Annotated in this window: 11 protein-coding genes; 7 read left to right on the forward strand and 4 right to left on the reverse strand. The window is 72.1% G+C overall.

The features are described from left to right. Positions 1-369: 369 nt before the first annotated feature. Positions 370-1,227 carry a chitosanase gene (locus tag ACH4LD_RS15755; RefSeq protein ID WP_398055256.1) on the reverse strand — a complete coding sequence of 286 codons (858 nt, stop codon included), beginning with the start codon at positions 1,225-1,227 and terminating at the stop codon, positions 370-372. A gap of 143 nt (positions 1,228-1,370) precedes the next feature. After that, on the reverse strand, positions 1,371-2,915 hold the full coding sequence (gene proP / locus ACH4LD_RS15760) for a glycine betaine/L-proline transporter ProP (RefSeq protein ID WP_398055257.1): 1,545 nt from the start codon (positions 2,913-2,915) through the stop codon (positions 1,371-1,373). Between the two features lie 177 nt (positions 2,916-3,092). On the opposite strand from proP, the gene mgrA reads away from it, so the two are divergent. From mgrA to ACH4LD_RS15795, 7 genes are all read left to right on the forward strand, one after another. Next, on the forward strand, positions 3,093-4,136 hold the full coding sequence (mgrA, locus tag ACH4LD_RS15765; protein WP_103817879.1) for an L-glyceraldehyde 3-phosphate reductase: 1,044 nt from the start codon (positions 3,093-3,095) through the stop codon (positions 4,134-4,136). Between the two features lie 205 nt (positions 4,137-4,341). Continuing rightward, the gene (locus ACH4LD_RS15770; RefSeq protein WP_398055258.1) at positions 4,342-4,524 is read left to right on the forward strand and encodes a hypothetical protein; all 183 of its coding nucleotides are present in this window, start codon (positions 4,342-4,344) and stop codon (positions 4,522-4,524) included. 109 nt (positions 4,525-4,633) lie between these two features. Continuing rightward, positions 4,634-5,119: a cation:proton antiporter regulatory subunit gene (locus ACH4LD_RS15775; protein ID WP_398055259.1), complete on the forward strand. Its 486-nt coding sequence runs from the start codon at positions 4,634-4,636 to the stop codon at positions 5,117-5,119. Positions 5,120-5,124: 5 nt separating this feature from the next. Further along, on the forward strand, positions 5,125-6,390 hold the full coding sequence (locus ACH4LD_RS15780; RefSeq protein ID WP_398055260.1) for a cation:proton antiporter: 1,266 nt from the start codon (positions 5,125-5,127) through the stop codon (positions 6,388-6,390). Positions 6,391-6,424: 34 nt separating this feature from the next. Beyond that, positions 6,425-7,045, forward strand: a complete 621-nt coding sequence (locus ACH4LD_RS15785) for a DedA family protein (protein WP_398055261.1) — start codon at positions 6,425-6,427, stop codon at positions 7,043-7,045. Positions 7,046-7,127: 82 nt separating this feature from the next. Then, entirely contained in the window at positions 7,128-7,301 is a 174-nt protein-coding gene (locus tag ACH4LD_RS15790) for a CsbD family protein (protein ID WP_103817884.1), read from the forward strand. Positions 7,302-7,547: 246 nt separating this feature from the next. Then, the gene (locus ACH4LD_RS15795) at positions 7,548-7,997 is read left to right on the forward strand and encodes an ATP-binding protein (protein ID WP_398055262.1); all 450 of its coding nucleotides are present in this window, start codon (positions 7,548-7,550) and stop codon (positions 7,995-7,997) included. 58 nt (positions 7,998-8,055) lie between these two features. Here ACH4LD_RS15795 and ACH4LD_RS15800 read toward each other — a convergent pair whose 3' ends face one another. Beyond that, the gene (locus ACH4LD_RS15800) at positions 8,056-10,467 is read right to left on the reverse strand and encodes a SpoIIE family protein phosphatase (protein WP_398055263.1); all 2,412 of its coding nucleotides are present in this window, start codon (positions 10,465-10,467) and stop codon (positions 8,056-8,058) included. Between the two features lie 61 nt (positions 10,468-10,528). Then, a complete protein-coding gene (locus ACH4LD_RS15805; RefSeq protein ID WP_398055264.1) occupies positions 10,529-14,785 on the reverse strand; it encodes a HAMP domain-containing protein in 4,257 nt (1,418 codons plus the stop codon). Positions 14,786-14,871: the final 86 nt, after the last annotated feature.

A 14,871-nucleotide genomic window follows, 5' to 3' on the forward strand; every position in this document is an offset into this window, starting at 1 on the left:
GAGTGCGCCCCCGTCAGCCGGGACACACCTGGCCCGCCCGGCCTGTGAACCGGTCCCGCGGAGATCACCGCGGCGCCGCGTCCGCCTGTGCCGCCCTCCCACGGCAGGCAGGTCCGTCAGCGTGGCCGCACCGTCCCCCCGGGGCTCCTTGGCCGCTCGCCCGTTCCGCTCGGTCCGCCGTCGCCGCGGCGGCTGTCGCGGACGCTACCCGGGCGTCGACGGTGCGTGCGCACCGCGTGCTCCCCGGGGCACGCCCGGGCCGGTCACGCGGGGCTCCGTTGTGATCCGGCGCGGCACGGCGGGCCGCCGGGCTGTGCTCCGGTGCCGGAGTCCGTGCCCACCGGCCTGCCGCGCGCCGTGTGGCGGAGGTCAGCCGATGTGGTAGCTGTCGCCGTAGACCTTCCAGTCCAGCGGGGTGTTCAGGTCGAGGTTGCCCTTGCGCAGGAAGACCCGCTGCGCGGTGTCGACGCGGCTGGTGTCGCTGTGGGCCTCTTCCTGCTTCATCGCCCACACCCGGGCGTCCAGGAAGGCGTTGAGGTACGTCGTCTCGTCGCCGCCCTGGGCCGGCGGCTTGGCGCTGCGCAGGGCCCGCTTGCGGATGTTGCGGAAGCTGGTCGGGTCGTCGCCGTCGCCGTGCATGACGATGGCGTCGTAGTAGATGAACTGGCCGAGCGCGCGCAGCCCGTCCGTCTTGCCCTGGGCGACGGCGGGGTTGAAGTAGACGCGGTCGCGTTCGTCGTTCTGGGCCTGCTGGAAGGCGGTGTCCTGGGCGGCCTTGCGCCAGTCCTTGGGGTAGTCGGGGTCCAGGCCCTGGTGCGAGTCGGTGCCGTTGACCTTCCGCAGGGCGGGCAGGTACTTGGCCAGCACGTTGCCGGGCTTGCGGTCGGCGTAGAGCTGGACGAGGTCGAGCATGTCACCGGTGCCGGAGCAGAAGCCGATGATGCCGGCCGTGTAGCCGCGGCCGTCGCCGATGTCCTCGATGTACTGGTACTGGGCCTTCCAGTCGAGCGAGGAGTTCTCCGCGCTCGACACCAGCTTCATGGCGATCTCCTTCTTCGCCGGGTCGTCCAGCCCCGGCGCGGCGGCCGAGGCCGTGCCGGCGCGGGAGACTCCGAGCAGGGCGCCCGAGGCGACCGCGCCGAGCGCGGCGACGACGGTCCGGCGGGAGAGGCGGGAGGGGCCGGCGGGGCTCGCGGGGGTTGCCGCTTCGCGGTCTGCGTACACCACAGGGGCTCCAAGGGAGAGTGGGGGGTGGGACTTGGTCCGTACCGATACTGGTAGGAAAGTTTCCTATCAAACGCGGCGCAGGCCGGTAACCCGGCGGGCCAGAAGTTCGTAGGATCGGACAAGCCCCCCGACGCGGCCGTGGCTCAGCCGTGCCACGCCTTCCCCCGTTCCTGCGCGAGCGCGTACAACTCCCGTGACGTGCTGATGAGTTCGCGCCTCTCCTCTCGCGAACCGACCATCGGCCGGGAGCCCTTGAGCGGAACCTGGGCGCTCTCGGGCAGGAACCGGACGGTGAGCAGGCCGATGGCGCCGGCCAGCATCAGGTAGTAGGCGGGCATGAGGTCGTCGCCGGAGACGTCGACCAGCGCGGCGGTGACCAGCGGGGTGGTGCCGCCGAACGCGGCAACGGCGATGTTGAAGCCGATGCCCATGGCCGCGTAGCGGACGGCGGTCGGGAACAGGGCCGGCAGGGTGGCCGCACTGGGGGCGGCGAAGCAGGCCAGCAGGGTGGCCAGGAGCAGCACGCCGAGGATCGGCGGCCAGGTGCCGTGCGCCTTGATGAGCAGGAAGGCGGGGACGGCGAGCACGATCATCGCCGCCGCCCCGACGGCGTAGAGCGGGCGCCGGCCGACCCGGTCGCTGAGCCGGCCGAGGAAGGTGATCAGGACGACGATCCACACCATCCCGACGAGGACCAGGACGTCCGCGGAACCGCTGGAGCGATGCAGGGTCTCGGTCTGATAGGTCGGCAGATAGCCGGTGACCATGTAGTTCGTGACGTTGTAGAGCAGCACCAGGCCCATGCAGACGAGCAGGGGCCGCCAGTGGTTCCTGACGATGTCCTTGAACTCGCTGCCCGCCGACTCCTGCGCCAGCGCCTTCTCGTGTTCGTCCAGTTGCTGCTGGAAGGCCGGGGACTCCTCCAGCTTCAGCCGCATGTAGAGGCCGATCACGCCGAGCGGCCCGGCGATCAGGAACGGCACGCGCCAGCCCCAGGAGAGCATCTGGTCGTCCGTCAGCGCCAGGTTGAGCAGGGTGACCAGGGCCGAGCCCAGGGCGTAGCCCGTGAAGGTGCCGAAGTCGAGCCAGCTGGAGAGGAAGCCGCGCCGGCGGTCCGGAGAGTACTCGGCCACGAAGGTGGTGGCTCCGCCGTACTCGCCGCCGGTGGAGAAGCCCTGGACCATACGGGCCAGCAGGAGCAGCACGGGCGCGGCGATGCCGATGGTGGCGTAGCCGGGGATCACGCCGATGGCGAAGGTGCCGGCCGCCATCATGATCATGGTGGTGGCGAGCACCTTCTGCCGCCCGATCCGGTCGCCGAGCGGGCCGAAGACCAGCCCGCCGAGGGGCCGTACGACGAAGGCGGCGGCGAAGGTCGCGAACGAGGAGATGACCTGGGCGGCCGGGGAGGCTCCGGGGAAGAACACCTTGCCGATGGTGGCGGCGAGGTAGCTGTAGACACCGAAGTCGAACCACTCCATGCAGTTGCCGAGCGCCGAGGCGCCGACGGCGCGCCGGAGCAGCGGGGGCTCGACGACCTGGACGTCGTCCGCGCGGAAGGCCCCCCGGTTGCGGCGCAGCCTGCGCGTCAGGTCCTCCCGGACCTGACGCGGCAACCGCGCCCCCGCCCCCGGTACCCGCCGCCTGTCCCGGTCCTCCCGTTCCCCACCGGACCCCGCACCGCTCATGAGCGCCTCCTTGCTCTCGCTCCGTTGATCACCGCCTGCCCCTGTGTCCGATTCAGAAACGGAACCGCTCAATCCCATCCCGGACGGCGGTTGGACTTGCGCGGCGCCACGGAGCAGGGTGGACGGGCCCGCGCGCACACGCGGGGCACCCCTACGGCACCACCCGGAGAAGACCCGATGACGTACGTCGCGGACCCCGCTCGCTACGACGGCACCATGCGCTACCGGCGCACCGGCCGTTCCGGACTGGACCTGCCGGTCCTGTCCCTGGGCTACTGGCACAACTTCGGCGACGACCGCCCGTTCGAGACCCAGCGGGAGATCGCGCTGCGCGCCTTCGACCTCGGGATCACCCACCACGACCTCGCCAACAACTACGGCCCGCCCTACGGCGCGGCGGAGCTGAACTTCGGGCGGCTGCTGAAGCGCGACCTGGCGCCCTACCGCGACGAGCTGGTGATCTCCACCAAGGCCGGCTGGGACATGTGGCCCGGCCCCTACGGGCAGGGCGGCGGCTCCCGCAAGTACCTGCTGGCCTCCCTCGACCAGTCGCTCGGCCGGATGGGCGTGGACTACGTCGACATCTTCTACTCCCACCGGCTGGACGCGAGCACGCCGCTGGAGGAGACCATGGGCGCGCTCGACACCGCCGTCCGCCAGGGCAAGGCCCTGTACGTCGGCATCTCCTCCTACGACGCCGAGCGCACCCGGCAGGCCGCCGCGATCCTGCGCGAGCTCGGCACCCCGTTGCTGATCCACCAGCCGTCGTACAGCATGCTCAACCGCTGGATCGAGACAGACGGCCTGCTGGACGCGGCCCAGGAGGAGGGTTTCGGCGTCATCGGCTTCACGGCGCTCGCGCAGGGCCTGCTCACCGGCCGCTACCTGGACGGCGTCCCGGCGGACTCGCGGGCCGCGCGGGGCACGTCCCTGGACACCGCCTGGCTGACGGACGACCTGCGGGGCCGGCTGCGCGCCCTGAACGACATCGCGGCCCGGCGCGGACAGACACTGGCCCAGCTCGCGCTGGCCTGGGCGCTGCGGGACGAGCGGGTGACCTCGCTCGTCATCGGTGCCTCGCGGGTCGAACAGCTGGAGCAGAACGTCGCCGCGCTGGAGAACCCGTCCTTCAGCGACGAGGAGCTGGCCGAGATCGACCGGTACGCGACCGAGGGCGGCGTCGACCTGTGGCGCGACGCCCGGCTGGGAAACCTCGGCTGAGGCGCCGGTGGCGGGCTCCCGGCCTGGACCGCCCGGAGGGCCTGGCCGGGAGCCCGGCCGGGACCGCCCGGAGGACATCGCGGGGGGCACCCCATGACATTTATCACTGACATGGGGGAATAAGTAGGACATAATGGACGTCATTCACCGCGTCCGCACCGCCCCCGCGCACCACGCCCCGCGACCGCAAGGAGCCGCTCCCCGTATGGCGCACGGAGCCCACCGCAATCCCTTCCTGCCTCCCCACCCCGACCTGACCCTCGCCCGCGACTGCGAGCAGTGCCTCGGCTGGGGAACCGTCGTCACCCGCGACGGGGACCACGAACTGTGCCACTCGTGCCAGCCCGATCCCGCCGGCGACCAGGGGGCCGCGACCTCCGGTTCCTGACGCTCCGCCCCCACCCGCTCCGGCCCCCTCCCCCGGACGATCACGCTCCGGGGTAGGGTTCGGTTAAAAGTTTCACCAAGAAACATTCAAGCCGGACAGGGGGGCAGCCATGAGCGCCGCACGCACCAGCAGGACACCGTTGCCGGGAATCGGCGTCCGGTACGACCTGACGACACGCGAACACCGCCACCTGTCGGTGGTGGCCCACCGGGACGGTTCGCGCACGCTCAGCGCCTACCGGCGCGACGATCCGGACGCCTGTGCCCTGTCGGTCCATCTCACCGGGCAGGAGGCGGAAGCGCTGGTGGACGCGCTGAAGCCGACCCATCACAGCGCCACGCTGCTCTCCACCACCGAGCTGGGCCTGGTGGCCGAGCGGATCGAGCTGTCCGGGACCTCGCACTGGAACGGACGGCTGCTCGGCGAGACCCGGATGCGCACCGACACCGGCGTGTCGATCGTGGCCGTCCTGCGCCGCGCCGAGGCGATCCCCTCCCCCGGCCCCGGCTTCCGGCTGGCCGGCGGGGACACGCTGATCGTCATCGGCACCCGCGAGGGCGTCGACGCCGCCGCCACGATACTCGGGCGGGAGTGATCCGGATGCACTCCTCCGCGGTCTTCCTGATCGAGTTCGGCGCGATCATCCTGGGCCTCGGGCTGCTGGGCCGGCTCGCCGCCCGCCTGCGGTTCTCACCCATCCCGCTGTACCTGCTGGCCGGGCTCGCCTTCGGTGAGGGCGGTCTGCTGCCGCTCGGCACCAGCGAGGAGTTCGTCGCGATCGGCGCCGAGATCGGCGTCGTCCTGCTGCTGCTCATGCTGGGGCTCGAATACACCGCCGGCGATCTGGTCTCCAACCTGAAGACCCAGTACCCGGCCGGGATCGTCGACGCCGCCCTCAACGCCCTGCCCGGCGCCGCCATGGCCCTGCTGCTGGGCTGGGGCCCGATCGCCGCCGTCGTCCTGGCCGGCATCACCTGGATCTCCTCCTCCGGTGTCATCGCCAAGGTCCTCGGCGACCTCGGCCGGATCGGCAACCGGGAGACGCCGGTGATCCTCAGCATCCTGGTGCTGGAGGACCTGTCCATGGCGGTCTACCTGCCCGTGGTCACGGCCCTGCTGGCCGGGACCGGTTTCGCGGCCGGCAGCGTCACGCTGGCCGTCGCGCTCGGCGTGGCGGGCCTGGTGCTGCTGGTGGCGGTCCGCTACGGCCGGCACATCTCCCGGTTCGTCTCCACCGACGACCCCGAGAAGCTGCTGCTGGTGGTGCTCGGGCTGACGCTGGTGGTGGCCGGCGTCGCCCAGCAGCTCCAGGTCTCGGCGGCCGTCGGCGCGTTCCTGGTCGGCATCGCCCTGTCCGGGGAGGTCGCCGAGGGTGCACACAACCTCCTCGCCCCGCTGCGGGACCTGTTCGCGGCGGTGTTCTTCGTCTTCTTCGGGCTGCACACCGATCCGGCGAGCATCCCGCCGGTGCTGCTGCCCGCCCTCGCCCTGGCCGTCGTCACCTCCCTCACCAAGATCGCCACCGGCTACTGGGCGGCCCGCCGCGCGGGCATCTCGGCCCGGGGCCGGTGGCGGGCCGGCGGCACCCTGGTCGCCCGCGGCGAGTTCTCCATCGTCATCGCGGGACTCGCCGTCACCTCCGGCATCGACTCCGACCTCGGCCCGCTGGCCACCGCCTACGTGCTGCTCCTGGTCGTGCTCGGCCCGCTGACCGCCCGGTACACCGAACCGCTCGCCCGGCGCCTGACCGGCCGCCGGGACCGGCGCACGGCACCACGGGCCGAGGCCGGCCCGGACGCCGCCGCACAGGACCAGCGGGACGAACGCGACCAGCAGGACCAGGAAGCCTCGGTCGGCCGGCCCTGATCACCGCGCGGCCGCACCGACGTACCGTGGAGGCATGTCGCCTCCGCTTCCGGGACCGCTGGCCCAGCTGGAGCCGCTGCTCGGTCACTACGGCTACTGGGCCGTGGGAGCGGTGGTCTTCGTCGAGGACTTCGGCGTCCCCGCGCCCGGCGAGACCATCCTGCTCGCGGCGGGGGTGTACGCGGGCACGGGGCGGCTGAACGTCGTGGCCGTGGCGGTCATCGCGTTCGTCGCGGCCGTCGCCGGCGACAACCTCGGCTACCTGATCGGCAGGGTCGGCGGGCGGCCCTTCGTGCACCGGTGGGGCAAGTACGTCTTCCTGACGCCCAAGCGGTTCGAGGCCGCCGAGGCGTTCTTCACCCGGCACGGCGGCAAGATCGTGACGGTGGCCCGGTTCATCGAGGGCCTGCGCCAGGCCAACGGCGTCATCGCGGGCACGACCGGCATGCACTGGCGCCGCTTCCTCGCCTTCAACGCCCTCGGCGCGGCCCTGTGGGTCGGTCTGTGGACGACCCTGGCCTACCTCGCGGGCAACCACATCACCGCGATCTACGACGAGATCCGGCGCTACCAGCTCTACGTCGTCATCGCCTTCGCCGTCCTCCTCGCGGCGTTCGTCGTACGGCACGTCGTGCGGCAGCGCGGCCAACGCTGACCCGCACCATGGTTTGGACGGCGGCGGAGCGGCAAGTCGGATGGCGACCAGAGACCACGTCGATGTGGGGATGTGACACGTGATGGCCGGCAATCAGAAGGCCAAGGCCAAGGCGGAGCAGGCCAAGGGCAAGGTCAAGGAGGCCGCGGGCCGCGCCGTCGGCAACGAGAGCGTGGAGGCCGAGGGCCGCATGAAGGGCGCCGAGGGCGACGCCCGGCAGGCCAAGGAGAAGATCAAGGACGTCTTCAAGCACTGAGCGGACCGAAGGAACGATCCGGCCTCGGAGCGGGCCCGGAGATCCCGTGCCAGCGGGTCCCCGGGCCCGCTCCGCTGTGTGCCCGCGCCGCTCCCGCCGCCCCTCAGCAGGCGTTCGTGAGCATCCGGAGGATTCCTCGGGGACGTCCCCTTGACCGGCGGCCCAGCGGGTAACCGAGCAGGGACGGCAACGACCCCCCTGTGCACAGGAAGGGCCCCTGACCCCAGAGGAAAAGGGCAACGAGGTATGGACATCCCGCTCAGGACCCACGCGACGACGCAGGACCGCGCCGCGCCCCTGCGCTACAGCCGCACCTGGGACACCGGCGTCTCCAGCATCGCCGAGGCCAGAGACGCCGTCGCGGCCCTGCTGGCGCGGGCGCGGCTCACCCCCGGGCGCCGCCCGCTGCAGGATGCCCAGCTCGTCGTCAGCGAACTCGTCACCAACGCGGCCAAGCACGCGCCCGGCCCGTGCGCGCTGCGCCTGGAGCTGCTGCCCGACGCCACCGCGCTGCGCATCTCCGTCACGGACACCTCCGAGGAGCCGCCGCGGCGGCGTCCGCCCGACCCCCGGCGGGTCGGCGGCCACGGTCTGCACCTCGTGGCGATGGTCTCCCGCGGTCTGGAGGTGACCTGGCTGTCCCACGGCAAGCGGGTCACCGCGACGGTGCCGCTCGGCCCGGCGGCCGCCGGCTGACCGGCCGGGTGCACCGACACCAGCACCACCTCGTCGGCCGGCGGACCGGCCGTCGGCATCAGGCGACCCTGATGCCGACGATGCAGGTGTCGTCGTCGGTGTCCGACCTGCTGTAGGTCAGCAGCCGGTCCAGTTGCTGGTCCAGGGTGCTGGGCGCCGCGCGCGCCGTGTCCAGCAGATGCGACAGCGACTCCTCCACCGAGCGGTCCCGGCGCTCGATCAGGCCGTCGGTGTACATCAGCAGGGTGTCCCCGGCGGCCAGCTGCACCTCCGTCTCCTCGTAGCGCGCCTCCGGGACGGCACCCAGCAGCAGTCCCTTGACCGGGGGCAGCGCGGTGGCGTCCGCCTCCCGTACCAGCACCGGCGGCAGATGGCCCGCCCGCGCCCAGCGCAGGGTCCGCCGCTCGCCGTCGTACAGGGCGCACACGGCGGTCGCGGTGACGGCACCGGTCAGATGGTGGGCGACGATGTTCAGCCAGGACAGCAGCTGCGCCGGCCCGGCGCCGGTCACCGCGAGGCCGCGCAGCGCGTTGCGCAGGACGACCATGCTGGTCGCCGCCTCGATGCCGTGCCCGGCGACGTCGCCGACGCACAGCAGGACCAGTCCGGAGGGCAGCACCACGGCGTCGTACCAGTCGCCACCGACCAGGTGCTCGGTCTCGGCCGGCCGGTAACGCACCGCCACCTGGAGGCCGGGCACCCGCAGCGGGGCCTGGGCCGGGGGCATGATGGCGTGCTGGAGCTGGAGCGTGAGGCGGTTGCGCTCCACGGCCTGCTGTTCGGTGTGGGCCAGCTGGTCGCGCGTGGCCGCGAGGGCGACCTCCGTCCAGTGCTGGGCGGAGATGTCCTGGTAGGCGCCGCGGACGCCGAAGAGCTGGCCGCCGGTGTCGAGGACGGGTTCGGCGACCACCCGGATGTGCCGGGTCACGCCGTCCGGGCGCAGCAGCCGGAACGCGGCGGAGGCGGGCCTGCGGTGGTGCAGCACGGTGCGCAGGAAGCGGCCGAGGATGACGGCGTCGTCGGGGTGGGCGTGGGCCGGCAGGTCCTGGAGCGCGACCGGGGGGCTCGTGGGCGGGCGGCCGTACAGGGTGAACAGCTGGCCGTTCCAGGTGATCTCGCCGGTGAGCAGGTTCTCCTCGAAACCGCCGATCCGGCCGAGCCGCTGGGCGTGCTGGAGCAGGCTGGCCAGTCGCGCGGTCTCGTCCTCGATGCGCCAGATCAGCAGCACGCCGGAGCCGTGCCGGCTGATGCTGATGTCGGCGACGGCGGACAGCGGCACCTGGTCGACCAGGGCGGTCAGCCGCATCCGGCGGGCGCGGAACGGCTCGCCGGTGGCGTAGACCCGCTCCACCCGCTGGAACAGCTCGCTGTCGCCGGCGGCCATCGGGTAGGCCTCCAGCAGCAGGGCGCCGCCCACGACCGCCCGGGGCCGGCCCGCCGGGTCCAGGAAGCGGCTGTTGACGTGCTGGATGCGGAAGTCGACCAGCTGTCCGGTGCCGTCGAGGTGCGGCACGAGCACCAGGGCCGGGTCGTGCAGCCCGTCGGCCAGGTCCATCAGCTCGACCACGTCGGGCAGCAGCCCGGGTTCCGGTCCGGTGCCGGGCGGCGGCACGAAGCTCTCCAAGGAGTGCGCGCACAGCTCGGCGAGGGCCTCCACCTGCCGGACGACGGGGCGCGGCAGCGGTTCCTCCGGCTTGGGCCAGGCGATCTCCAGGACGCCGTGGATCCGGCCGCCCGCCCCGGCGGGTACGGCGATCCGGGCGCCGTCGGCGTACTCGCGGCGGCCGATCGTGGGCAGCCCGGACCCGGCGAGCGACGGCAGCCACTGCCCGTCGGGCTCGGTCAGACCCCGCCGGGCCACGGTGGCCACGTCGGGCGGGACGTAGTGCCAGCGGGCCGCCTCGCCCGGCGGGAAACCGGCGCTGCCCGCGAGGGTCAGCGAGCCGTCGGAGCCGGCCGACCAGATGGCGACGGCGACCGCGCCCAGCGGGCGCAGGGCGTGGTCGAGCAGCGAGTCGGCCATCGCCTGGGTGTCGTGGGCGGCCAGGAGACCGCTCTCGGCGGCGCGCAGCCGTACGGCGGCGGACTCGGCGACGGGCCCGGAGGGGTCCGCGGCGACGGACAGGAACGCCTCGGTGACCTCCGCGACGCGGTCCCGGGCCGCCTGGTTGATGACCTCGACCGCGAACTCCAGCGGGGTCATCTGCGCCTGCTCGGTGAGTTCGGCGAGCTGGCGGGCGGCCTGGGCGGGGCCGCAGCCGAGGCGTTCGACCAGGATGCCCTTGGCCAGTTCGATCAGCGCCCGGCCCTCCGCCTCGGCCTGCGCCACCTGTACCTCGCGGCGCAGCCGCTCCACGGTGGCAGCGAGCCGGCCGACCGGGGAGGTGGCGGGTACGTCGGACGACTCCGCGTCGGCGGCGGGGAGCTGGGCGGGCACACCTGCCGGCGTGCCCGGTTCGTACGCGTTCACCGGATCGGTACTCCTCGGCCTGCGGTGGGGCGGGCGCGCTGTGCCGTGCTCATGGCCGTGCTCATGCGGGGAGCCAGCGCCGGACACAGGCGATGAGGTCATGGGTGTCGACCGGCTTCGTGACGTAGTCGCTGGCGCCGGAGGCGAGGCTCTTCTCCCGGTCGCCCTGCATGGCCTTGGCGGTCACGGCGATCACCGGCAGGTCGGCGTACTGCGGCATCTTGCGGATCTCGGCCGTGGCGGTGTAGCCGTCCATCTCGGGCATCATCACGTCCATGAGGACGAGTTCGACGTCCGGGTTGTGCAGCAGCGTCTCGATGCCCTTGCGGCCGTTCTCCGCGTGCAGGACACGGAAGCCGTGCAGTTCGAGGATGCCGCTGAGCGCGAACAGGTTCCGGGCGTCGTCGTCGACGACGAGGACGGTACGGCCACGGGTGTGCTCGTCGATCAGGTGGGGCGCGGTGTGCTGGGTCTCGTCCCCGCGGACCAGGGTGAGCACCTCGCCGGGCTCCTCGGCGGACAGGTGCAGCGCGATCCGTTCGCGCAGCTCGTCCAGGCTGAACAGGTACTCCAGCGAACCGCCGGCGGTGTCCTCGGCGAGGGGCTCGGTGCGGTGCGAGCCGTGCACCAGCACCGGGACGCCGGTCAGGGCCGAGTCGGCGCGCAGCGCCTCCAGGAACCGGGCCGACTCCCCGTCGGGCACGCCCAGGTCCACGACGACGCAGTGGCAGGGTTCGGCGGCGAGGGCACCGGCCGCTTCCTGGGCGCCGACCGCGGTGATGATGTCGACGGGTGTGCCGTCGCCGTCGGTGCGGCCGGTCTCCAGATCCCGGACCACACTCTCGGCGACGAGCGTCAGCAGCCCGCGCGGGCGCTCCTCGACGACGAGCAGACGGCGTGGCCGTTCCCGCCGCGCGAGGACCGGCGGCCGCTGCTGGACGGGACCGTCCGGCTCGTCCGTGCTCTCCTGCCCGGCCTTCGGGAGGGAGCGGCCGCTGCGCAGGAGTTCGTCGAAGTCCGGCCGGGCCACGGGCAGGAAGAGGGTGAAGGTGCTGCCCTTGCCGGGGGTGCTGTCCACGGTGACGGCGCCGCCGAGCAGGTGGGCGATCTCCCGGGTGATGGACAGACCGAGCCCGGTGCCGCCGTACTTGCGGCTCGTGGTGCCGTCCGCCTGCTGGAACGCGCCGAAGATGGTCTCCAGTTGCTGTTCGGGGATGCCGATGCCGGTGTCCTTCACCCGGAAGGCGACGACCGCGCCGCCGCGTACGACGCCGGCGGGCACCTCGTCGTCGCCGACGGGTTCGACGCGCAGTTCGACACCGCCCTGCTCGGTGAACTTCACCGCGTTGGAGAGCAGGTTGCGCAGGATCTGGCGGAGCCGGGAGTCGTCGGTGAGCAGGTCGGCGGGGGCGCCGGGGGCCGTGGTGACGGTGAAGTCCAGGCTCTTCTGGGAGGTCATCGGGCGGAAGGTGGCCTCGACGTAGTCGATGAGCTGCCGCAGCGGGACCAGTTCGGGGCTGACGTCCATCTTGCCGGCCTCGACCTTGGACAGGTCCAGGATGTCGTTGATGAGCTGGAGCAGGTCGGAGCCGGCCGAGTGGATGATGCCCGCGTACTCGACCTGCTTCGGGGTGAGGTTGCGGGAGGGGTTCTGGGCCAGCAACTGGGCGAGGATGAGCAGGCTGTTGAGCGGGGTGCGCAGCTCGTGGCTCATGTTCGCGAGGAACTCGGACTTGTACTTGGAGGCGAGCGAGAGCTGCTGGGCGCGCGCCTCCAGTTCCTGCCGGGCCTGTTCGATCTGGAGGTTCTTCGCCTCGATGTCCCGGTTCTGCTCCGCCAGCAGCGAGGCCTTCTCCTCCAGTTCGGCGTTGGAGCGCTGGAGTTCCTCCTGCCGGGCCTGCAACTCGGCCGAGCGGGACTGCAGTTCACTGGTGAGCCGCTGCGACTCCTGGAGCAGTTCGTCGGTGCGGGCGTTGGCGACGATGGTGTTGACGTTGACCCCGATGGTGTCCACGAGCTGCTGGAGGAAGTCCCGCTGGACGGCGGTGAACGGGGTGACGGCGGCCAGCTCGATGACGCCGAGGACCTGCTCCTCGAAGACGATCGGCAGCAGCAACAGCGCGGTGGGCTCGATCTGTCCGAGCCCGGAGGAGATGGTGACGTATCCGGGCGGCAGTTCGTCCACGGCGATGGTACGGCGGCTGCGCGCGGCCTGGCCGACCAGGGAGCGGCCGAACGCGATGCGGACGGGGCGGGTGTCGTCCTCGGGCCGGCCGTAGGAGCCGACGAGCCGCAGCTCGGGCCCGGAGTCGTGCTCCTCGGCGAGGTAGAAGGCGCCGTACTGGGCGGACACCTGCGGCACCAGCTCGTCCATGATGAGCTCGGCGACGACGGGCAGGTCGCGGTGGCCCTGCATGAGGCCGGAGATCCGGGCGAGGTTGGTCTTGAGCCAGTCCTGTTCCTGGTTGGCCCGGGTGGTCTCGCGCAGGGACTCCACCATGGAGTTGATGTTGTCCTTCAGGTCGGCGACCTCACCGGAGGCGTCGACGGTGATGGAGCGGGTCAGGTCGCCCTCGGCGACGGCGCTGGCGACGTCGGCGATGGCGCGAACCTGCCGGGTGAGGTTGCCGGCCAGTTCGTTGACGTTCTCGGTGAGCCGCTTCCAGGTGCCGGAGACGCCCTCGACCTCGGCCTGTCCGCCGAGCCGGCCCTCGGTGCCGACCTCGCGGGCGACTCGGGTCACCTCGTCGGCGAAGGCGGAGAGCTGGTCGACCATCGTGTTGATGGTGGTCTTCAGTTCGAGGATCTCGCCGCGGGCGTCGACGTCGATCTTCTTCGACAGATCGCCCTTGGCCACGGCGGTGGTCACCAGCGCGATGTTGCGGACCTGGCCGGTGAGGTTGTTGGCCATGGAGTTGACGTTGTCGGTGAGGTCCTTCCAGGTGCCGGCCACATGGGGCACGTGCGCCTGCCCGCCGAGCCGGCCCTCGGTACCCACCTCGCGGGCCACGCGCGTGACCTCGTCGGCGAACGCCGACAGGGTGTCGACCATGGTGTTGATCACATCGGCGAGGGCGGCGACCTCGCCCTTGGCCTCGACGGTGATCTTCTGGGAGAGATCGCCCTTGGCGACGGCGGTGGCGACCTGGGCGATGGAGCGGACCTGGCCGGTGAGGTTGGAGGCCATCACGTTGACGTTGTCGGTGAGGTCCTTCCAGGTGCCGGCGACCCCGCGCACCTGGGCCTGCCCGCCGAGCCGGCCCTCCGTGCCCACCTCGCGGGCCACGCGCGTGACCTCGTCGGCGAACGCGGAGAGCTGGTCCACCATCGTGTTGATGGTGTTCTTCAGCTCCAGGATCTCGCCCCGCGCGTCCACCGTGATCTTCTGCGACAGATCACCCTGCGCCACCGCGGTGGCCACCTGGGCCACGTTGCGCACCTGCGCCGTCAGGTTCCCGGCCATGAAGTTGACCGAGTCCGTAAGGTCCCGCCAGGTGCCCTTGACGCCCTTGACGTCCGCCTGCCCGCCGAGCCGGCCCTCCGTGCCCACCTCACGGGCCACCCGGGTCACCTCGTCGGCGAACGCGGAGAGCTGGTCCACCATCGTGTTGATGGTGCTCTTCAGCTCCAGGATCTCGCCCCGCGCGTCCACCGTGATCTTCTGCGACAGATCACCCTGCGCCACCGCGGTCGTCACCTGGGCCACGTTGCGCACCTGCGCCGTCAGGTTCCCGGCCATGAAATTGACCGAGTCCGTAAGGTCCCGCCAGACCCCGGCGACCCCGGGGACCTGGGCCTGCCCGCCCAGCCGGCCCTCGGTGCCGACCTCGCGGGCCACCCGGGTGACCTCGTCCGCGAACGCCGAGAGCTGGTCCACCATCGTGTTGACGGTTTCCTTCAGCTGGAGGATCTCGCCGCGTGCGGGCACGTCGATCTTCTGGGACAGGTCGCCCTTGGCGACGGCGGTGGCGACCTGGGCGATGTCGCGCACCTGCGTGGTGAGGTTGCCCGCCATCGCGTTGACGGAGTCGGTGAGGTCGGCCCAGGTGCCGGAGACGCCCGGCACCTGCGCCTGTCCGCCGAGGGTGCCCTCGGTTCCCACCTCGCGGGCCACCCGGGTGACTTCGGAGGTGAACACGGACAGCTGGTCGACCATGCCGTTGAAGACGGTGGCGATGTCGCCCATGAGCCCGGTGGAGTCGTCCGGCAGCCGGGTGCCGAAGTCCCCGTCGCGCACCGCGGTCAGTCCCGCGAGCAGCATTCTCAGTTCGTGGTCACCCGGGACAGCCTCGGTCGTCCCGGTCGCCTTGCCGGCCATGCGCACCCTCGATCCGCTCCCCAAGAGCCCCCGCGGCGGGGGCTCGGAACCGCGGCCGGGAGCACAGCGCGGCCCGGCCGGTGGTG

Origin of the sequence: Streptomyces sp. NPDC017676 (assembly GCF_044329325.1) — a bacterium.
GTDB lineage: Bacteria > Actinomycetota > Actinomycetes > Streptomycetales > Streptomycetaceae > Streptomyces.